The 18,689-nt window shown below is 71.4% G+C and carries 18 protein-coding genes; 8 read left to right on the plus strand and 10 right to left on the minus strand.

The annotated features are described in order from the left end of the window. Positions 1 to 26 precede the first annotated feature (26 nt). Positions 27 to 515 carry a phosphatase domain-containing protein gene (locus GCN81_RS15095; RefSeq protein WP_156725128.1) on the plus strand — a complete coding sequence of 163 codons (489 nt, stop codon included), beginning with the start codon at positions 27 to 29 and terminating at the stop codon, positions 513 to 515. A 34-nt stretch (positions 516 to 549) separates the two neighbouring features. Here the strand turns inward: GCN81_RS15095 and GCN81_RS15100 are convergent, their stop codons facing one another. Continuing rightward, positions 550 to 768, minus strand: a complete 219-nt coding sequence (locus GCN81_RS15100) for a dodecin (RefSeq protein WP_156725129.1) — start codon at positions 766 to 768, stop codon at positions 550 to 552. Positions 769 to 979: 211 nt separating this feature from the next. On the opposite strand from GCN81_RS15100, the gene GCN81_RS15105 reads away from it, so the two are divergent. Together GCN81_RS15105 and GCN81_RS15110 are read left to right on the plus strand one after the other, a co-directional pair. Beyond that, a complete protein-coding gene (locus GCN81_RS15105; RefSeq protein WP_456115048.1) occupies positions 980 to 2,245 on the plus strand; it encodes an extracellular solute-binding protein in 1,266 nt (421 codons plus the stop codon). 333 nt (positions 2,246 to 2,578) lie between these two features. Next, positions 2,579 to 3,127, plus strand: a complete 549-nt coding sequence (locus tag GCN81_RS15110) for a hypothetical protein (RefSeq protein WP_156725130.1) — start codon at positions 2,579 to 2,581, stop codon at positions 3,125 to 3,127. Positions 3,128 to 3,326: 199 nt separating this feature from the next. Here the strand turns inward: GCN81_RS15110 and egtD are convergent, their stop codons facing one another. The 6 genes from egtD to GCN81_RS15140 form a co-directional block, all read right to left on the minus strand. Beyond that, a complete protein-coding gene (gene egtD, locus GCN81_RS15115) occupies positions 3,327 to 4,286 on the minus strand; it encodes an L-histidine N(alpha)-methyltransferase (RefSeq protein WP_156725131.1) in 960 nt (319 codons plus the stop codon). Continuing rightward, complete coding sequence (gene egtC, locus GCN81_RS15120) at positions 4,283 to 5,113, minus strand: ergothioneine biosynthesis protein EgtC (protein WP_156725132.1); 831 nt, start codon at positions 5,111 to 5,113, stop codon at positions 4,283 to 4,285. The genes egtD and egtC overlap by 4 nt, the downstream gene beginning before the upstream one ends. Next, a complete protein-coding gene (egtB, locus tag GCN81_RS15125; RefSeq protein ID WP_156725133.1) occupies positions 5,113 to 6,459 on the minus strand; it encodes an ergothioneine biosynthesis protein EgtB in 1,347 nt (448 codons plus the stop codon). The genes egtC and egtB overlap by 1 nt, the downstream gene beginning before the upstream one ends. Next, the gene (gene egtA / locus GCN81_RS15130; RefSeq protein WP_156725134.1) at positions 6,456 to 7,751 is read right to left on the minus strand and encodes an ergothioneine biosynthesis glutamate--cysteine ligase EgtA; all 1,296 of its coding nucleotides are present in this window, start codon (positions 7,749 to 7,751) and stop codon (positions 6,456 to 6,458) included. Before egtA ends, egtB begins: the two co-directional genes overlap by 4 nt. Positions 7,752 to 7,957: 206 nt before the next feature. Next, complete coding sequence (locus GCN81_RS15135; RefSeq protein ID WP_156725223.1) at positions 7,958 to 8,425, minus strand: type II toxin-antitoxin system PemK/MazF family toxin; 468 nt, start codon at positions 8,423 to 8,425, stop codon at positions 7,958 to 7,960. An 81-nt stretch (positions 8,426 to 8,506) separates the two neighbouring features. Beyond that, positions 8,507 to 9,988 (minus strand): amidase, encoded by a 1,482-nt coding sequence (locus GCN81_RS15140; protein WP_156725135.1) that lies wholly within the window; start codon positions 9,986 to 9,988, stop codon positions 8,507 to 8,509. 165 nt (positions 9,989 to 10,153) lie between these two features. On the opposite strand from GCN81_RS15140, the gene GCN81_RS15145 reads away from it, so the two are divergent. Next, positions 10,154 to 11,221, plus strand: coding sequence for a LacI family DNA-binding transcriptional regulator (locus tag GCN81_RS15145; RefSeq protein WP_156725136.1), 1,068 nt, complete (start codon positions 10,154 to 10,156; stop codon positions 11,219 to 11,221). A gap of 99 nt (positions 11,222 to 11,320) precedes the next feature. Further along, positions 11,321 to 12,520 (plus strand): thiolase family protein, encoded by a 1,200-nt coding sequence (locus GCN81_RS15150; RefSeq protein WP_156725137.1) that lies wholly within the window; start codon positions 11,321 to 11,323, stop codon positions 12,518 to 12,520. Between the two features lie 12 nt (positions 12,521 to 12,532). On the opposite strand, the gene trxA is transcribed toward GCN81_RS15150, so the two are convergent. After that, positions 12,533 to 12,928, minus strand: coding sequence for a thioredoxin (trxA, locus tag GCN81_RS15155; RefSeq protein ID WP_156725138.1), 396 nt, complete (start codon positions 12,926 to 12,928; stop codon positions 12,533 to 12,535). Between the two features lie 131 nt (positions 12,929 to 13,059). Here trxA and GCN81_RS15160 point away from each other — a divergent pair, with 131 nt between their 5' ends. Continuing rightward, positions 13,060 to 14,568: a dihydrolipoyl dehydrogenase family protein gene (locus tag GCN81_RS15160; protein ID WP_156725139.1), complete on the plus strand. Its 1,509-nt coding sequence runs from the start codon at positions 13,060 to 13,062 to the stop codon at positions 14,566 to 14,568. Positions 14,569 to 14,641: 73 nt separating this feature from the next. Here the strand turns inward: GCN81_RS15160 and GCN81_RS15165 are convergent, their stop codons facing one another. Beyond that, positions 14,642 to 15,097 carry a MarR family winged helix-turn-helix transcriptional regulator gene (locus GCN81_RS15165; RefSeq protein WP_156725140.1) on the minus strand — a complete coding sequence of 152 codons (456 nt, stop codon included), beginning with the start codon at positions 15,095 to 15,097 and terminating at the stop codon, positions 14,642 to 14,644. Continuing rightward, on the minus strand, positions 15,097 to 16,044 hold the full coding sequence (locus GCN81_RS15170) for a methionyl-tRNA formyltransferase (protein ID WP_156725141.1): 948 nt from the start codon (positions 16,042 to 16,044) through the stop codon (positions 15,097 to 15,099). Before GCN81_RS15170 ends, GCN81_RS15165 begins: the two co-directional genes overlap by 1 nt. Positions 16,045 to 16,175: 131 nt before the next feature. Here GCN81_RS15170 and GCN81_RS15175 point away from each other — a divergent pair, with 131 nt between their 5' ends. Then, positions 16,176 to 17,528, plus strand: coding sequence for a lysine N(6)-hydroxylase/L-ornithine N(5)-oxygenase family protein (locus tag GCN81_RS15175; protein ID WP_156725142.1), 1,353 nt, complete (start codon positions 16,176 to 16,178; stop codon positions 17,526 to 17,528). A 76-nt stretch (positions 17,529 to 17,604) separates the two neighbouring features. Beyond that, entirely contained in the window at positions 17,605 to 18,672 is a 1,068-nt protein-coding gene (locus GCN81_RS15180) for an iron-siderophore ABC transporter substrate-binding protein (protein WP_197287646.1), read from the plus strand. Positions 18,673 to 18,689 lie beyond the last annotated feature (17 nt).

The raw sequence follows: 18,689 nt of genomic DNA on the forward strand, positions 1-18,689 counted from the left end.
TCAGAGGCGGGTCGTAGGGTGTGGGCATGGATGAGGCGCAGCGGCCGTTGGCCGTGTTCGACCTGGACAACACCCTCGCGGACACCGCGCACCGCCAGCGGTACCTGGAGCGCAGGCCCCGCGACTGGTCAGCCTTCTTCGCCGCCGCGCCGCACGACCCACCGCTGCGGCAGGGCGTCGAACTGGTGCTGAGCAGCGCCGAGGAGTGCGAGGTGCAGTACCTCACCGGGCGGCCCGAGCGGTGCCGCGCGGACACCGTGGAGTGGCTGGAGCGCCACGGCCTGCCCCCGGGCCGGGTGTGGATGCGCCGCAACGACGACCGCAGACCGGCCAGACACACCAAGCTGGCCATCCTGCGCCGACTGGCCCGCGGCCGTCAGGTGCGGATACTCGTGGACGACGATGAACTGGTCTGCGACGAGGCCGAGCGCGCCGGGTTCACCGTCGTCCGGGCCCGCTGGGCGGCGGAGTCGGCGGAACTCAAGGACGCCCAGGAACGCGAGGGCCGCACGTAGGGCCTGGTCCCGGCGGATCAGGCCGGGGACGCGGTCAGCCCTCCGCGTCCTCCAGGCGGAAGCCCAGTTTCAGGCCCACCTGGTAGTGCTGGATGGCACCCTCCACGATGTAGCCGCGCATCTGTGTGACCTCGAACCAGTCCAGTCCGCGCAGCGTCTGTGAGGCGCGGTCGATGCCGTTGCGGATGGCCTGATCGATGCCCTCCGTCGAGGTGCCGACGATCTCGGTGACCCGGTAGGTGTGGTCGGACATGGAGTCGCACTCCTTAAGTCGCTGGTTACTCCACCGTGCCCCAGCGCGCCGCGACGCGCGAGGCGATGGGGTCCACTGGCCCAGGTAGACGGCGGGTAACCCCTTGACCCGCCCGTTGGTACATACCAAAATCCAGCCACACCCGAACAGCGCATGGCGCTTACCCCACGTCGGGCTATCCACCATGTCCGCACACCAAAGGGTGACCTACGTGCAACAGCGATTTCTCGCCGCCTGTCTGGCCCTCGCCACCACGGCCGCGCTGAGCGGCTGCGGACTCCTCCCCGGCGAGGAAGAGGGGCGCGAGACCATCACCGTCTGGCTGATGAAGGGCAGTGCGTCGAGCGGGTTCCTGGAGAAGTTCACCGAGGAGTTCGAGCGGGAGCACACCGACCTCGCCCTCGACGTCCAGATCCAGGACTGGAGCGGTATCGGCCCCAAGGTCTCCGCCGCACTGGAGGCCCCGGACGCCGACGCCCCCGATGTCATCGAGGTCGGAAACACCCAGGTCGCCCAGTACGTGGACGGCGGCGGGCTCCTCGACCTCACCCTGGAGTCCATGCGGGACTTCGGGATGGACGACTGGCTGCCGGGCCTCGCCGACCCCGGCAGCTACCGCGGCGCCCAGTACGGCATCCCCTGGTACGCCGCCAACCGCGTCGTGATCTACGACAAGCAGCTCTTCGAGGAAGCCGGGATCAAGAATCCGCCGACCACCCAGGCCGACTGGCTACGGGACACCGCACGTCTCAACACCGGCTCGAATCAAGGGATCTACCTCGCGGGACAGGACTGGTACACCCTCGCCGGGTTCGTCTGGGAGGAGGGCGGCGAGCTCGCCGAAGAGAAGGGCGGGCGCTGGAAAGGCGCGCTGGACAGCGACGCCGCGCTGCGCGGCATGGACTTCTACGCGCGGCTCCAGGCCCTCGGCCAGGGCCCCAAGGCCGCGGACGAGGAGGACCCGCCGCAGGCCGGAGTCTTCGCCAAGGGCGGGGTCGCCCAGATCATCTCCGTCCCGGGAACGGCCACCCTCATCGAAGAGCAGAACCCCGCGCTCAAGGGCAGACTCGGCTTCTTTCCCATCCCCGGAAAGAGCAAGAACAAGCCCGGCGCCGTCTTCACCGGCGGCTCTGACCTGGTGATCCCCCAGCGCACCGACCAGCAGCGGGGAGCGGTCAAGGTGGTCGCGGCGCTGGCCGGAAGGGAGTGGCAGACCGAACTGGCCAGAACCATGAACTACGTGCCGAACAAGACGACCCTGGCCGAGGTCGTCGCGGACGAGGAAGGGGTCGCCGCCATGGCGAAGGGCGCGGCGCACGGGCGCGCCACGCCGGGCTCCAAGCGGTGGGCGGCCGTCGAGGCCGACAACCCGATCAAGCGGTACATGACCGACGTGCTGATCGGCGGCGATCCGGCGACGGAAGCCAGGAAAGCCTCCCGCCGGATCACCGAACTCCTCGACAACAGCCGCTCCTGAGGGGGTTCGCAAGCGGGGACGGGGAGAGGGCCCGGCTGCGTGGGCGGTGCCCCCTTCTCCGCCCCCTAGCGTGATAGCTCCCCAGATGTCCCGTAACCTGTGTGGTTGTCGGGACGTCGTTGGGACAGGCGAGTCAGCGGAATTCCCGGTCCCTCACGAGAGGCCGGGGGCCGGATCCGTCGTCGCCTGCCTCGCCTTGTCTTCGCGTCGACATGAACACGCCCCGGAGAACGTCCCGTAACCATTGGGGCGATCGGCCCGAACACCGGGCCAGCGAGAGCAGGAGTGTCCGCAGGGCCGACGTGTGCGTGAACCGATAAGCTGGTGGGTGCGATGGAACTCGACCGTCTGCTTCCCCGCTACGATCTGCGCTCGCGGTTCGCCCGGCGGATCGCGGCGGACCCGGCGACCGTGTGGCGGGCACTGACCGAGGTCACCGTCGCGGAACTGCCTGTCTACCGGACGCTGATGCGGCTGCGCCTGGGTGGCCGGGGCCGGGTCGAGGGGCCGTTCGTCGACAGTTTCCCCACGCCGACCTTGGTCACGGTGGAGGGCGAGGAACTGGTCAAGGGCATGGTCGCCCGGTTCTGGAAGACCCGCCCCCAGCCCGCCCCGGTCACCCCGGGGGACGCGGGGGCCTTCATCGCGTTCGACGATTCGGGCTGGGCCAAAGCGGCCCTGAGCCTGCGTGTCGTCCCCGACAGCGGTGGCTCCCTCCTGTCGTTCGAGACCCGGGTGCACTCCACCGACGCCCATGCCCGACGCGCCTTCCGGGCCTACTGGCTACTTATCCAGCTGGGCGGGGCGGCGTACATCAGGATTGAGGTACTGCGCGCCGTGGCCCGTCGCGCCGAGCACGCCACTGCCTCAGGCGGCCCGTAACCGGTGGTGTCCGCGAACGGTGGGGCTGTCCGCGCACTCGCCGAACCGCCCAACCGCCGGGACCGGCCTCCCTGCGTCACTCGCTGCTGACATGACCGTGATCAGCTGCGCGGCTCAAGCCCGGAACGCTGCGGCGGACGGGATCTCGGGAAGCGAACCTGAGCGAACTCACGAACTTGTTCCCGAGAGCCGTCAGTCGTCAGCCGCGTGCCAGCGACAGCGCGAAGCGGCCCGCCGGGTCCGTCCACCAGCGGACGGGTTCGAGTCCGGCGGCGGTGAGTTCGGCGCGGACCCGCTCTTCGGAGAACTTCGCCGACACCTCCGTACGCAGCTCCTCGCCCGCCGTGAAGTCCACGGCCAGATTCAGCGCGGGCACCTTCACGGTGCACGCGGTGCGCGCCCGCAGCCGCATCTCGATCCACTGGCGCTCGGCGTCCCAGCGCGCGACGTGGTCGAATGCCTCGGGGTCGAAGTCGGCCCCCAGCTCGCGGTTGATGACCTTCAGGACGTTCTTGTTGAAGGCGGCGGTCACCCCGGCCGCGTCGTCGTACGCGGCGACCAGCTCGGCCTCGTCCTTGACCAGGTCGGTGCCGAGCAGCAGCGTGTCACCGGGGGCGAGGATGCCGCGTACCAGCGCCAGGAACTCCGCGCGCTCGGCGGGCAGCAGATTGCCGATCGTGCCGCCGAGGAACACCACCAGACGTGGCCCTGGTGTGTCCGGCAGCTCAAGCTCGTGGGTGAAGTCCGCGATGAGGGCGTGTACGTCGAGTTCGGGGCGCTCGGCCGCCAGCGCCTGCCCGGCCTGCTCCAGCGCGCTGGCGCTGACATCGACCGGGACATACGCGTCGAGGCCGGGCAGCGCGTCCAGCAGGTGCCGGGTCTTGTCGGACGAACCCGAGCCCAGTTCGACCAGCGTGCGGGCTCCGGAGACGGCGGCGATCTCACCCGCGCGGGCGAGCAGGATCTCCCGCTCGGCGCGCGTCGGATAGTACTCGGGCAGTGCGGTGATCCGCTCGAATAGCTCGCTGCCCTGGGCGTCGTAGAACCACTTGGGCGGCAGGGTCTTGGGGGCCTGGGTCAGCCCGTGCAGCACGTCGGCGCGCAGCGCGGCGTCGGTGGCGTCCTCGGGCAACGTACGGGTGAGGTGGAACGGACTCACGCCAGGGGCTCCTTGGTGGGTACGGTTGGGGCGGTCGCGCACTCTTCTTCGGGTGCCGCGGCCGGTTGCTTGAGCGCGGTCAGCGCGGTCAGCGGGGTCAGCAGGACGTCGGACGGGGTCGCGGTCAGCAGCGTCCGGTCGGGGACCTCCTGCCAGTGCGGATCGTCGTCGTACGGCTCCGACGCGACGACCGTGCCGCGGCCGGGAACGGTCAGGTACCAGAGGCTGTCGCCCCAGGTGGTGGCGGCGATCGACGCGCCGTCTGTCAGCAGGAGGTTAAGCCGCGAGGCAGGGGCGGCGGCCGCGACCTCCAGCACGGTGTCGGCCAGCGCCCGCGCCTCGTCCACGCCGGACCGCAGCCGGTGCAGCACCAGCTCCCAGACCAGCGCCGCGTCGCAGCGGGCCTCCAGGGCGAGCAGCCGCTCCGGCGGCAGCCCGGCCGCCACGGCGGCCAGCGAGCGCGGCCAGCCGGACACCGCGCCGTTGTGGCTGAACAGCCAGCGGTCCGCGCCGAACGGCGCGGCCGCCGCCTCCCCGTCCGGGCACGCCACGGTGGCGTCCCGGACCGCGGCGAGCACGGCCCCGCTGCGCACCACCCGGGTCAGATCGGCGAACGAGGCGTCGGCCCACACCGGACCCGCCCGGCGGTACCGGGCGGGCACCGGGTCGCCGTCGGCGTACCAGCCGACCCCGAAACCGTCGGCGTTGACCGTGCCGTACCGCTGCCGACGCGGCGCCCAGGACTGCCGGTACAGGCTGTGCGGCGGCCGCACCAGCAGCTCACCCAGCGGCTCCGGCCGGCCGAGGAACGCGAGATGACGGCACATCAGCCACGACCCCCCGCCGCCGGGCCGGCGTCCCGCGCGGTACGGAACCCGGAGAAGATCTGCCGCCGCACCGGATAGTCCCAGTTGCGGAACGTGCCCCGGCAGGCGACCGCGTCGACCGCGAAGGACCCGCCGCGCAGCACCTTGTGGTCGGGGCCGAAGAACACCTCCGAGTACTCCCGGTACGGAAAGGCGGCGAACCCCGGATACGGCAGGAAGTCGCTCGCCGTCCACTCCCACACATCGCCGATCAACTGGCGGACCCCGAGCGGTGAAGCCCCCGCCGGGTAGCTCCCGGCGGGAGCCGGGCGCAGATGCCGCTGCCCCAGGTTGGCGTGGCGCGCGGTCGGGTCCGTGTCGCCCCACGGGTAGCGCAGCGAGCGGCCCGTCGCCGGGTCGTGCCGGGCGGCCTTCTCCCACTCGGTCTCGGTGGGCAGGCGGCGTCCGGCCCAGCGGGCGTAGGCGTCAGCCTCGTACCAACTGACGTGCAGTACGGGCTCGTTCAGCGGCACCGGCTCCGTCACCCCGAAGCGCCGGCGCAGCCACTGACCGCCCTCGCGGTGCCAGAACAGCGGGGCCTCGATGCCCTGCCGCTGGATCAGCGCCCATCCGACCGGGTCCCAGCAGCTCTCCCGCGCGTACCCGCCGTCCGCCATGAACTCCAGATACGCGCCACAGGTCACCGGCGTCGTGTCGATCCAGTACACGGCTACCTCGCGCTGGTGCGCCGGGCGTTCGTTGTCCAGCGCCCATGGCTCGGCCGACGTACCCATGGTGAACGGGCCGCCAGGTACCAGGACTTCGCGGGGCAGCGACGCCGCGTCGGAAGCGGGGGACGGGTCGGGGGCGGTCAGCGCGGCCGGGCCGCGGCGCAGCTGGTGGGTGATGAGCATCGTTTCGTCGTGCTGCTGCTCATGCTGGGCGATCATCCCGAAGGCGAAGCCCGCGTCCAGCAGCGTGCTGCCCTCCAGCGGGGTGCGCTCCAGCAGGTCCAGGACCCGGCCGCGTACCTCCGACGCGTACTGCCGGGCCTCGGCGGGCGGCAGCAGCGGCAGGGTGGGGCGCTCGGCCCGCGGGTGCTCGAACGCGTCGTAGACCGAGTCGATCTCGGGACGCATCGGCTCCCGTCCGGCGACGGCGCGCAGCAGCCACTGTTCCTCCTGGTTGCCGATATGCGCCAGGTCCCAGACCAGCGGCGACATCAACGGCGAGTGCTGCGCGGTGAGCTGGTCGTCCTCGACGCAGCTGGTCAGCAGGTCGGTGCGGTCCCGGGCCGTGCTGAGCGCGGCGACGGCGCCCGCGCGCAGGGCCTCTGGGTGCGGGGGGCTCTCGAAGGTGGCGGTCACGGTTGCCTCCCGTGTACTCGGTCCAGCAGATCGTCGGCGGGGCAGCGCCCGCGGTCCACGTAGCGCTCCGTGAACGCTCCGACCGCGTCCTGTACGACCGTGGGGACACCGCGCCTGGGCAGCGCCGCGAGGGCCGCGGCGAAGCAGCCAGCGGCGGCCTCGCGCAGTTCGGGGTCGGCCAGGCCGTGCCGCGCGGCGTCCAGCCACAGGGGGTCGTGCGGCGCGGTGACGGCGGGGGTGCCGCCGGAGTCGAGGGCGGCCAGGGTCCGTTCGGCCAGGGGCTTGACGGTGCGATAGGCGTCCTCGGCCGCCTCCGGGTCGTCGAAGAGCGCGTCCACGACCGCGAGCGGCACCATCCAGCCGTCGTCGCCCGACTGGGCGTCGATCATCCGGAGTTCGAGATGGCCGCGCGGCCGTACGGGGGGAAACAGCGTCGTCATGTGGTAGTCGAGGTCGGCGCGGGTCGGCGGCCGGGGCAGCCCGCCGCGCAGCCAGTCGCGGAAGGTCAGCCCGCGCGGCACCGCCCAGGGCCCTTCGGGCGTCCGGACGCACATCACGGGGGAGTCCAGCACCTGCCGGGTCCACGCGGACCTGGGCTCCGCGTCCAGCGGCGGCGCCGCCGACCGGCCGGGCTCGATCGCGGCCCACACCGCCTGGCGCGTCGACCGCCAGCCCGTTAACCGGCCGGTGTCCAGCGGCGAGTTGGCGAACGCGGCCACCAGCACCGCGCCCAGCAGATGCGCCAGCCGCCAGCGCCGCGCGTGACCACGGGGCCCCGGCTCCTCGTAACCGGCGTCGACGCAGACCTGCACGGACGCGGTGGAGCACATCATCGCGCGGCCCGCGGGACCCGTACGGTCGAGATAGGTCTCCATCGCGTCGTAGCGCGGCTCACGCAGCAACCGGTGGGGTGGATGCCAGGGGTCCTGTCCCGCTCCGGTGAGGCCGAGCCCGAAGCCACGGAGCTCGGCGCGCACCAGGTCCAGGTCGGCCTGGACGGCGGCGAGGCACTGGGCGGGGGAGTCGGCGGGCAGTGAGCTGAGCTCCAACTGGCCGCCGGGTTCGACCGTGACGGCCGAACTGAGGGGGAGGGCGCGTACCGCGGCGTAGGCCGCCGCGCGCCGGTCGCGTGGTACGGGGAGCCGCGGTTCGCGCAGCTCGTGGACGAGCCATTCCAGTTCGACACCGAGGGCGCGAGGGGGGCCCGTCTTGAAGCAGATGCCGTGGATCAGCGCCTCTACCTCACTCTCGCTCACCCTCTGGTGCCGGTGAGTACAGTCGGCCTCTGTCATGGCCGTACGCTCCTTCCGAAGACCAGCCGAGGGTCCGCCCGCCCGGGTACGGGTGACCCGGCCTGGCGAACGCCTCATCAACCCAAGACGTTCGGGGAGCTTCACACAAGGGCGCATCGGGCGCACGGGAATTCTTTTGTGCCCCCAGACATCAGGGGCTCACCGTGTGTTCACACGGCTACCTGCGCCCCGGCCTGGCGCACGCCTCACTTCCAGCCGTACCGCTCCCGCAACCGCCGCACGACCAGGTTGAACCGCATCCGGTCCAGCGCACACGCCTCGCGCCGCATGCCCTGGTCGTGCACCCGCAGCACCCGGTCGGTGTCCGCCCAGGAGTCACGCCCCGAGCGGTCCCACGGGCCACTCCCCAACGCTACCCAGTCCCGGTCGTTCCCGCGCGCCCGGCTGGACAGCTGCACACCGAGCAGCGTGCCCGCCGCCTCACGGGCGACGATCAGCACCGGGCGGTCCTTGCCCCGGCCGTCGTTCTCTTCGTAGGGCACCCAGGTCCAGACGATTTCTCCGGGGTCCGGCTCGCCGTCCTGCTCGGGCGCGTAGTCCGTTTGTACCTGGCCCACCCGGGCGGGATCGGCCTCGGTGGTCGCGCAAGGGCCGCTGCGGCCGGGGGACTCGGGGAAGTCGGAGGAGTTGGAGGAGTTGGAGGAGTCGGGCATCTGGGGGTTCCGCGTGTTCGTCGTCACGCGGGGAAGGCTAGGGCTCCCGCGAAGCCGGGTGCCGCGCGGGGTCGCGCCGCTCTACGCCGTGGTGGCCCGGCGCGGGTCTGGCGCGGGCCACCGCTCGTCCCACCGCTGGTCCGCCTCCAACTGCGCGGCCAGCGACACCAACAGCGGCTCGCAGTTGGCGGGCCCCAGGAGCTGCGCCCCTACGGGCAGGCCGCCCGGCGTGAATCCCGCGGGGACGTTGACGCCGGGCCAGCCGAGGACGTTCCACGGCCAGGCGTACGGGCAGGCGGCGATCATCGCCTGGTCGGTGCGCCAGCCGTTTAGCTGGGCGAACGTACCGATACGGGGCGGGGGAGTGGCCGTCGTCGGGGCGAGGACCACGTCGTACCGCCGGAAGATCTCTCCAACCCGTCGGTGCAGGGTCACCTCCGCCCGGCGGGCCAGCCGCAGCGGTGCCCCGCCGAGCTTCCGGCCGAGCCGGGCCGCGTCCCTGGTGCGCGGATCGAGGAGCGAGGGGTCGGGGACCCGCGCCGCCCACTCGGCTATTCCCGCCGTAGCGCGCGGCACGAACGCCAGGCCGATCTGCCCGTAGCGCGGGTCCGCCTCCTCCACCGTATGGCCGAGCGCCGCGAGCTGGTCCGCGAGCCGCAGTACGGCTGCCCGTACCACGGGATCAAGGCTCTTGGGCGTCGCCGTGAACGGCATCCGCAGCGAGAGCGCGATCCGTAGCCGCCCCGGGTCGCGGCCCACGGCGTCGCTGAGCCGCAGCGGGGGCGGCCGGTGCAGATCACCGGGATGGCCGCCGCTCGCGCAGTCGAGCAGCAGCGCCGCGTCCTCGACCGTTCTGGCCAGCGGGCCGTTCACCGTGATCCCCTGGAACGCCTCGGGATGCGGCCAGGTGGAGATCCGGCCGCGCTGCGGCTTGATCCCGACGAGGTGGGTCCAGGACGCGGGTATCCGCACCGATCCCGCGCCGTCGGAGCCGAGCGCGGCGGGCACCAGACCCGCCGCGACGGCCGCCGCCGAGCCGCCCGACGAACCTCCGGGCGTGTGCGCGGTGTTCCACGGGTTGCGGGTGTCGCCGAAGGCCGGGCCCTCGGTGAACGGCCACTGGCCCAGCTCGCAGGTGTTGGCCTTGCCGACGATTACCGCACCGGCCGCCCGCAGCCTGCGCACCGCCTCGGCGTCCTCGTCCTGGGGTGGGAAGTCGCCACGGCAGCCGAACGCGGTGGGCTCGCCCGCCACGTCCATGTCGTCCTTCACCGCGACCGGCACGCCGAGCAACGGCAGCCGCTCACCCGCCGCCAGCCGACGGTCCGCCGCGTCGGCCTCCTCCAGCGCCGCGTCCCCGCGTACCCGCCGGAAGGCGTTGAGCGTGGGCTGCGCCGCCGCGATCCGCGTCAGCGTCTCCTCGACCAGCGCCCTGGACGAGGCCGAGCCGTCGGCCAGCGCCCTGGCGGTCCGCGCCAGGCCTGCCGCCCGGTCCGGGGTGGCCTGGTCCGGGGGCGCATGGTCGGGAGTCGCACGGTTGGGGGTCGCGCGGTCGGGGGTCATACGAAACACCTCTCACCGGGGCCTGTCCGTGTGAACGCACGCTAGCCGCCGACGGCGGTCACGGCATGCCAAAGGCACATCGCGCCCGACGCGCAACGGATTTCGTCGCGTTGCCGGGCCCGGCCCCGTGCCCGGCAACCCCCGTCTGCGAGGATGCGAGCTGTCATGGCGCACATACCGAAGCAGCCACCACAGCCGTCCGCCCAGCGGCCGCCGCGGCCGCCGCGGCCGCCCGCGCCGGGCCCCGTGCCGACCAGTGCCGACGTGGCGCGGCTGGCCGGAGTCTCCCGCGCGACCGTGTCGTACGTCCTGAACAACACCGAGGCCGTCCGCATCAGCGACGCCACCCGCAGGCGCGTCCGCGAGGCCGCCGAGGAACTCGGCTATGTCCCGCACGCCGCCGCCCGAAGCCTGCGCGCCGGGCACAGCCGGATGGTGCTGATGCCCACTCCGCAGGCCCCCGTCGGGCCGCTGTACAGCCAGTTCATCAGCGAACTCCAGTGGGCGCTGCGGCGCCTCGACTACACCGTCGTGCAGTACGGCAGCGTCGGCATGCGCGGCGACGACGCCGCTCGCGCCTGGGCCGAACTGCGCCCGGTCGCCGTCCTGCTGCCGGGTGCGGGCACCCTCACGCCACGCGGGGTGACGGTCCTGAAGCGCTCCGGCGCCCGCGCCGTGCTGACCCTGGGCCCCGAGCGCGTCGAGGGCGCGCACGCCCTGCTGATGGACCTACGGGAGATCGGCCACCGCGCGGGCACGCATCTGCTCGAGCGCGGACGCCGCCGGATCGGCGTGGTCGTCCCCAGCGAACCGGGCCTGGACACCTTGTCCGGGCCCCGGCTCGACGGCGTACGGCAGGCCGTGGCGGGCACCGGCGCGCGGGTCGAGCCGCTGCGGCTCGCCTACGAGGAGGAGTCGGCGGCCGCGCTGGCGGGGCGGTGGCGCGGGCTCGGTCTGGACGCCGTGTTCGCCTACAACGACGCGTACGCGATGCTGCTGATGCGGGCGTTGCAGGACGAGGGGATCGACGTACCGGGCGACACCGCCGTCATCGGCGCGGACGATCTGCTGCTCGGGCGCCTGCTGCGGCCCCGGCTGTCGACGGTCCGTCTGGAGCTGCTGTCGGGCGAGCGCCTCGCGGAGCTGGTCGACCGGGCGGTACGGGACCCGGGGGGCGCCCTGGAGACGCACGACGTGCTGACGACGAGCCTCATCGCACGCCAGTCCAGCTGACGTTGAGTTTCCCGGGCCGGGGAGATCAACCGGCCGTTGACACCGCGCATCCGCGCCCAGAGACTCGACCCGCCCCGACAACCTCAGGAGCCCGCAGCGATGAGCACCCGCCCCGCCGTCCGCGACGTCTACATCGTCGACGCCGTCCGCACCCCGATCGGCAAGTTCGGCGGCGCCCTCGCCTCCGTACGCCCCGACGACCTGGCCGCGCACGTCGTCCGCGCGCTCGTCGACCGTACGCCGGAGCTGGACCCCGCCCGGATCGACGATGTCGTGTTCGGTGACGCCAACGGCGCGGGTGAGGACAACCGTGACGTGGCCCGGATGGCCGTCCTGCTCGCCGGACTCCCGGTCTCCGTGCCCGGCGTGACCGTCAACCGCCTCTGCGGCTCTGGCTTGGAGGCGGTGATCCAGGCGGCCCGCGCCATCGCGCTCGGCGACGCCTCGGTCGCCATCGCGGGCGGTGTCGAGTCCATGTCCCGCGCCCCCTGGGTCCTGCAGAAGCCCGAACGCGCCTACCCCGCCGGTCACCAGCAACTGCACTCGAGCACGCTCGGCTGGCGCATGGTCAACCCGAAGATGCCCGCCGAGTGGACCGTCTCGCTGGGCGAAGGCGCCGAGCTGATCGCCGACCAGCACGGCATCACCCGCGAACAGCAGGACGTCTTCGCCCTCACCAGCCACCAGAAGGCCGCCAAGGCCTGGACCGCGGGCCTGTACGACGGCGAGGTCGTCCCGTACGACGGCAGCGAGCTGACCCGCGACGAGTGCGTCCGCGAGAACACCGACATGGCCGCACTCGCCCGGCTGAAGCCCGCCTTCCGTAAGGACGGTGGCACGGTCACGCCGGGTAACTCCTCGCCGCTGAACGACGGCGCCGCGGCGCTGCTCCTCGTCGACGAGGAGGGCCTGCGCGCCACCGGCCGTGAGCCGCTGGCCCGGATCAGCGCCTCGGCGGTCACCGGCATCGAGCCGCAGCTCTTCGGCCTCGGCCCGGTCGACGCCGTCCAGCGCGCCCTGACCAAGGCCGGGCGGTCCTTCGCCGACCTGGCCACCTTCGAGCTGAACGAGGCCTTCGCCGCGCAGTCGCTCGGCTGCCTCGCCGAGTGGCCGGACCTGGACCCGTCCGTGGTCAACCCGCGCGGCGGCGCCCTCGCGATCGGGCACCCGCTCGGCGCGTCCGGGGCCAGGCTGGCGGGCTCGGTCGCGCACCAGCTCGCGGCGGCGGGCTCGGGGACGGGCCTGGCCGCGCTGTGCATCGGCGTCGGCCAGGGCCTCGCCCTCGTACTGGAGCGCTGAGGGCTCAGGCTCTCAGCCTTCCTGCTGCTGGCCCTTCTCGCTCTGCTCCTTCTGCTCCGTGGCGATCGCCTTACGGACCTCGTCCATGTCCACCTTGCGGGCCTGCCCGATCACGTCCTCCAACGTGGACTCGGGCAGCGCGCCGGGCTGCGCGAAGATCGCCACCTGGTCCCTGATGACCGCCAGCGTCGGGATCGACTGGACCCCGAAGGCCTGCGCCAGCTCGGGCTGTGCCTCGGTGTCGACCTTGCCGAAGACCACGTCGGGGTGGCGCTCGGAGACGTCCTCGTAGACCGGGCCGAACTGGCGGCAGGGGCCGCACCACTCCGCCCAGAAGTCGATCACGACGAAGTCGTTCTCCGACACGATCGCGTCGAAATTGTCCTTGGTGAGTTCCTGGGTGCTCACAGCTTCCTACCTCTTCCGGGCGACTACGTCGTGTGCCCCGCACAACCCCGCGGGGCGTTGTCCCTATTCCGGGACACTGGTCCGGCTGCCCCCTGTGGCCGTGCCGCACACCTCCAGCAAGACTGGCTGATATGGGACAGCGATACGGACAGGAACACGCACCGGACCACGCACCGGACCACGCACCGGACCACGCACCGGGACACACCCCCGGACACCCACCGCCCGTCGCGTACGACGTCATCGTGATCGGAGCGGGCTCGACCGGCGAGAACGTGGCCGATCGCGCCCGCGCCGCGGGCTTGAGCGCGGCCGTCGTGGAGAGCGACCTGATCGGCGGCGATTGCTCGTACTGGGCCTGTATGCCGAGCAAGGCGCTCCTGCGCCCGGCCATCGCCCGCGCTGAGGCCCGCGCGGTGCCGGGCCTCAGCGGGACCGTCCAGGGCCCGCTGGACGCGGGCGCGGTACTCGGACACCGGGACCGCGTCACCTCGCACTGGAAGGACGACGGCCAGGTGGGCTGGCTCGACTCCGTCGGCGTACGGATCTACCGAGGCCACGGCCGCATCACCGGACCCAAACGGGTCGCGGTCACCAGCCCGGAGGGCGACCACCATGTGCTCACGGCCCGGCACGCGGTCGCCGTGTGCACGGGCAGCCGCGCCGTGGTGCCTGACCTCCCCGGCGTCAAGGGCGCCAAGGTCTGGACGAGCCACGAGGCGACCAGCGCTCATCAGGCGCCGAGGCGGCTCGCGGTGGTCGGCGGCGGGGTCGTCGGCACCGAGATGGCCACGGCCTGGCAGGCGCTCGGCTCGCAGGTCACCTTGCTGGTACGCGGCCCGGGGCTGCTGCCGAGGATGGAGCCGTTCGCCGGGGAGCTGGTCGCCGAGGCACTGCGCGAGGCAGGTGCCGACGTACGGACCGAGACCTCGGTGACGGCGGTCTCGCGCGCCTCGGACACGGTCACGCTCACCCTGGAGAACGGCGACATGGTCGAGGCCGACGAGGTCCTCTTCGCCACCGGACGTGCCCCGCGCACCGACGACATCGGCCTGGACACCGTCGGGCTCACGCCGGGCACCTGGCTGAGCGTCGACGACAGCTGCCGGGTCGAGGGCAGCACCTGGCTGTACGGGGTGGGCGACGTCAACCACCGGGCGCTCCTCACCCACCAGGGCAAGTACCAGGCACGGATCGCCGGGGCCGCGATCGTGGCCCGCGCGCAGGGCGTACCCATCCTGGAGTCGGACGCGTGGGGCGCGCACGCCGCGACCGCCGACCACGCCGCCGTACCCCAGGTCGTCTTCACCCATCCGGAGGTAGCGGCCGTCGGCCCGACCCACGCCGAAGCGGTGGCGGCCGGGCACCGGGTCCGCGCCGTCGACTACGACTTGGGCTCGGTAGCGGGCGCGAGCCTGTACGGGCGCGGCTACCGGGGGCAGGCCCGCATGCTCGTCGACCTCGACCGGGAGGTCCTGCTCGGCGCGACCTTCGTCGGCCCCGGCGTCGGTGAACTGCTGCACGCGGCGACCATCGCGGTCAGCGGCGAGGTGCCGATCGACCGGCTCTGGCATGCCGTGCCCGCGTTTCCGACGATCAGCGAGGTGTGGCTGCGGCTCCTGGAGGCGTACCGGGGGTAGGTGTCATGCGAGCCGGGCGATCGTCACGATCGCCCGGCCCGCATGACACGGACACCTATGCCTGCGCTTCCCGCTAGGCCCGCTGGGCCGAACGCAGGCGGCGGAGCAGTGTGCCGAGTTGGCTGCGTTCCGCCTCCGTCAACGGGGCCAGGAGGTCGTCGTCGACGGAGGAGATGTCGGCGCTCAGCGAGGCCAGCGCGGCGCGGCCGTCCGAGGTCAGGGCGACCTCGATACGGCGGCGGTCGAGCGTGTCCCGGGTGCAGGTGACCCAGCCCGTCTTGGTCAGGTCGTTCACGATCTTGACGAGGTCGCTGGGGTGCATGTCCAGGCGCGTCGCCAGGTCCCCCTTGGACTGCGGGCCGAGTTCGGCGAGTAAGTCCAGCACGGTCGCGTGCCACAGCCGCAGCCCCCGCGCCGTCAGCCGTTCCGTGATGCTGCGACGGGCGGCCTTGCCCATCGTGTACATCAGGTAGGCGTTGAGGTCGAGCACGCTGGTGGGGCGCGGGGCGGCGGCCGGGTCCTCGACCATCAGGGGTGGCCGGTGAGGTAGCCGCCCATCGACGTGAAGTAGTCGGTCGCTGGCAGTTCCTCGCCGTCCTCGGTACGTATCCGGGTGATCGCCAGGCCGTGGTTGCGGCCGGTGCGTGCGTCGGCTCCGGCGACGATGACCACGCCGTCGTCCTCGCGGTAGAAGATGCGGCCGGGCGTGCCGCCGTAACGGCCCTCGGACACGCGGGCCGACACGATCTCGAGGCGCTTGCCCTTGTGGTGGGTGAACGCGCTGGGGTACGGGGCGGACTGAGCGCGCACCAGGCGTTCCAGGTCCTCGGCGGGCCAGTTCCAGTCGATGCGGATGTCCTCGGCGGCCCGCTTGTGGAAGAAGGTCGCCTGCGACCGGTCCTGCGGGGTGAAGTCCGTGTGCCCGGACGCGATGAGGTCGAGCGCGCCGGTGGTGACCGGGGCGATCAGGTCGACGGTCTTGTGGAACAGATCCGTGGCCGTGTCGGTCGGCTCGACCGGCACCGCCGCTTGCTTGACGATGTCACCGGCGTCGAGTGTGTCGTCCATCATGTGCGCGGTGACGCCCACTTCACGCTCACCGTTGATCAGCGCCCAGATGATCGGTGAGAAGCCCGCGTACTTGGGCAGCAGCGAGTCGTGCACGTTCAGCGTGCCGTGCCGGGGCAGGCCGAAGATGCGCGGCGGAATCCAGGTCCGCCAGTTGTTGGCCACGATGATGTCCGGGTCGGCTTCCTTGAGCCGGCTGAACAGTTCCTCGTCGTCCGGGCGGTTGCGGATCAGTACGGGCACACCGTGCTCGGTGGCGAGGTCGGCGACCGAGTCACTCCAGATCTTCTCGTACGCGTGCTCGCTCTTGGGGTGGGTCACCACCAGCACCACGTCGTGCTCGGAGTCCAGGAGAGCGCGCAGGGTGCGATGTCCCCAGGTCTGATAACCGAACATGACGACCCGCATAGGGTTCCTCCTCAGGTGCAGCGATGGACCGGAATAGTAAAGCAAGGCTTACCTAAGTTTGCAACGTCGACAGGCGCACAGGATTAGGTTAGCTTTGCCTAAGTTCCAATCGCCCCCCAGATGGGAGTGACATGTCACCGGCTCTTCCTGACGACGCACCACCGACCCACGACCTCATAGGAATTGGCTTCGGGCCGTCCAATGTGGCCATGGCGATAGCGCTCAGTGAGCACAACGCACGCGTCGGCAGGCAGGAGGCGGTCACCGCTCACTTCTTCGAGCGGCAACCGCGCTTCGGCTGGCACCGAGGCATGCTGATCGACGACGCCACGATGCAGGTGTCCTTCCTCAAGGACCTGGTCACCCTGCGCAACCCGTCGAGCGAGTTCAGCTTCCTGTGCTATCTCCAGAGCAAGGGGCGGCTGGTCGACTTCGTCAACGGCAAGAGCCTCTTCCCGCTGCGCGTCGAGTTCCACGACTACTTCGAGTGGGCCGCGGCCCAGGTCGACGACATGGTGTCGTACGGGCACGAAGTCGTCGCCGTACGGCCCGTCGTACGCGACGGGGTCGTGGAGTACGTGGATGTGACGGCCCGTTCGGGCCAGGAGACCGTGGTCCACCGGGCCCGCAACCTCGTCGTCGGCACCGGCCTGCGGCCGCGGATGCCGGACGGCGTCGAGCGGACGGAGAGGATCTGGCACAACTCCGAGCTGCTGTCCAAGGTGGACGCGCTCGACGAGTCTGAACCGTCCCGTTTCGTGGTGGTCGGTGCCGGTCAGAGCGCCGCGGAGAACGTGGCCTTCCTGCGGCGCCGCTTCCCCAATGCCGAGGTCTGTGCCGTATTCTCCCGCTACGGCTACAGCCCGGCGGACGACAGCAGCTTCGCCAACCGGATCTTCGACCCCGACGCGGTGGACGACTACTTCACCGCGCCGGACGAGATCAAGCGAAAGCTGATGGACTACCACGGCAACACCAACTACGCCGTGGTGGACATCGACCTGATCGACGACCTGTACCGCCAGGCGTACCGCGAGAAGGTCCTCGGCTCGGAGCGGCTCCGCTTCCTCAACGTGTCCCGCCTCACCGACGTCGTCGAGACGCCGGACAAGGTCCGTGCGACCGTCGAGTCCCTGGTCACCGGCGAACGCACCCCGCTCGACGCCGACGTGGTCGTCTACGCCACCGGCTACCAGTCCGCCGACGCCCTCGGGATCCTCGGTGAGGTCGGCGAGCGCTGCCACCGCGACGACCAGGGGCGGGTCCGCGTCGGACGCGACTACCGACTCGCGACCGACGCCGAACTGCGGTGTGGCATCTACCTCCAGGGCGGCACCGAGCACACCCACGGCATCACCTCGTCCCTGCTGTCCAACACCGCGGTCCGGGTAGGAGAGATCCTCGACTCGATCGTGGAGCGCGGCCAGCAGCCCGCGTCGAGCCAGCCGCGCCTCGCCGCTGACGAGATCAGCACCGCCCTCTAAGCTGCCCCCGCTCGTTTCGCCAGAGCCACTTGATCAACCTGATCGACCTGATCAACCCCCGTGAAAGGAAACACCCGTGTCCGTTGGCACCCGCCGCAGCCCCGCGCTGAGCAAGTACGTCAGACATGTCCCCCGCGTGGCGCTCGCCGTCGCCGCCACGCTTGCCCTGAGCTCCTGCGGCAGCGGCTCCGACGATGACGATGCGAAGAACGACACGAAGTCGGCCGGCAAGGCCAAGGAGAGTGCCGGGTCCGAGGCCTTCCCGGTCACGGTCGAGCACAAGTACGGCAGCACCGAGATCAAGGAAGAGCCGAAGAAGGTCGTCACCCTCGGCCTGTCCGACCAGGACGCGGTGCTCGCGCTCGGCGTCAAGCCGGTCGGCGCGGTGGACTGGTTCAAGGAGGACCCGTACGGCAAGTGGCCCTGGGCCAAGGACAAGTGGGGCTCGGACAAGCCCACGATCGTCGGCGAGCGTGACGAGTACAACATGGAGAAGATCGCGGCCCTCAAGCCGGATCTGATCATCGCCCAGTACTCGGGCATGAAGAAGGAGCAGTACGACACGCTCTCCAAGATCGCCAAGGTCGTGGCGCAGCCCAAGGACCACGCCGACTACGCGGCGCCGTGGCAGACCATGACCCAGCAGATCGGCAAGGCCCTCGGCAAGGAGGACGAGGCCAAGAAGAAGATCGCGGACATCGACGCCAAGTTCAAGGCCGTACGCGACAAGCACCCCGAGTACGCGAAGCAGACCCTGGCCGTCGCGGACAGCTTCGAGGCGGGCAAGTACTCGGGCTTCACCAAGACCGACCCCAAGGCGATCTTCTTCTCCGAGCTCGGCTTCAAGCTCAACCCCGAGATTGACAAGCTGGCCAAGCCGGGCTGGAACGTCGCTGAGCTGAGCGCCGAGAAGCTGGACGTACTCGACACCGACCGGCTCGTCTGGGTCACCTCCAGCACCGAGGCCAACGACCGCATCAAGGCCGAGCCGCTGTACAAGAAGCTGAAGGTCTCCCAGGAGAAGCGCGACCTGTTCGTGCCCTACCAGGACCCGGATGTCGGCGCGGCGTTCTCCTTCAACACGGTCCTCTCGATCCCCTACGCGATCGAAGAGATCGAGCCGCTGCTGAAGCCCATCAAGTAACGGCTCACAGAGCCCCT

The organism is Streptomyces apocyni, assembly GCF_009739465.1.
Taxonomy (GTDB): Bacteria; Actinomycetota; Actinomycetes; order Streptomycetales; family Streptomycetaceae; genus Streptomyces; species Streptomyces apocyni.

Excerpts from the sequence above, each read along its gene's own strand:
- GCN81_RS15095 (WP_156725128.1), top strand. The coding sequence starts at position 27 with ATGGATGAGGCGCAGCGGCCGTTGGCCGTGTTCGACCTGGACAACACC.
- GCN81_RS15100 (WP_156725129.1), bottom strand. The coding sequence starts at position 768 with ATGTCCGACCACACCTACCGGGTCACCGAGATCGTCGGCACCTCGACG.
- GCN81_RS15110 (WP_156725130.1), top strand. The coding sequence starts at position 2,579 with ATGGAACTCGACCGTCTGCTTCCCCGCTACGATCTGCGCTCGCGGTTC.
- egtC (WP_156725132.1), bottom strand. The coding sequence starts at position 5,113 with ATGTGCCGTCATCTCGCGTTCCTCGGCCGGCCGGAGCCGCTGGGTGAG.
- egtA (WP_156725134.1), bottom strand. The coding sequence starts at position 7,751 with ATGACAGAGGCCGACTGTACTCACCGGCACCAGAGGGTGAGCGAGAGT.
- GCN81_RS15135 (WP_156725223.1), bottom strand. The coding sequence starts at position 8,425 with ATGCCCGACTCCTCCAACTCCTCCAACTCCTCCGACTTCCCCGAGTCC.
- GCN81_RS15140 (WP_156725135.1), bottom strand. The coding sequence starts at position 9,988 with ATGACCCCCGACCGCGCGACCCCCAACCGTGCGACTCCCGACCATGCG.
- GCN81_RS15145 (WP_156725136.1), top strand. The coding sequence starts at position 10,154 with ATGGCGCACATACCGAAGCAGCCACCACAGCCGTCCGCCCAGCGGCCG.
- GCN81_RS15150 (WP_156725137.1), top strand. The coding sequence starts at position 11,321 with ATGAGCACCCGCCCCGCCGTCCGCGACGTCTACATCGTCGACGCCGTC.
- GCN81_RS15160 (WP_156725139.1), top strand. The coding sequence starts at position 13,060 with ATGGGACAGCGATACGGACAGGAACACGCACCGGACCACGCACCGGAC.
- GCN81_RS15165 (WP_156725140.1), bottom strand. The coding sequence starts at position 15,097 with ATGGTCGAGGACCCGGCCGCCGCCCCGCGCCCCACCAGCGTGCTCGAC.
- GCN81_RS15170 (WP_156725141.1), bottom strand. The coding sequence starts at position 16,044 with ATGCGGGTCGTCATGTTCGGTTATCAGACCTGGGGACATCGCACCCTG.
- GCN81_RS15175 (WP_156725142.1), top strand. The coding sequence starts at position 16,176 with ATGTCACCGGCTCTTCCTGACGACGCACCACCGACCCACGACCTCATA.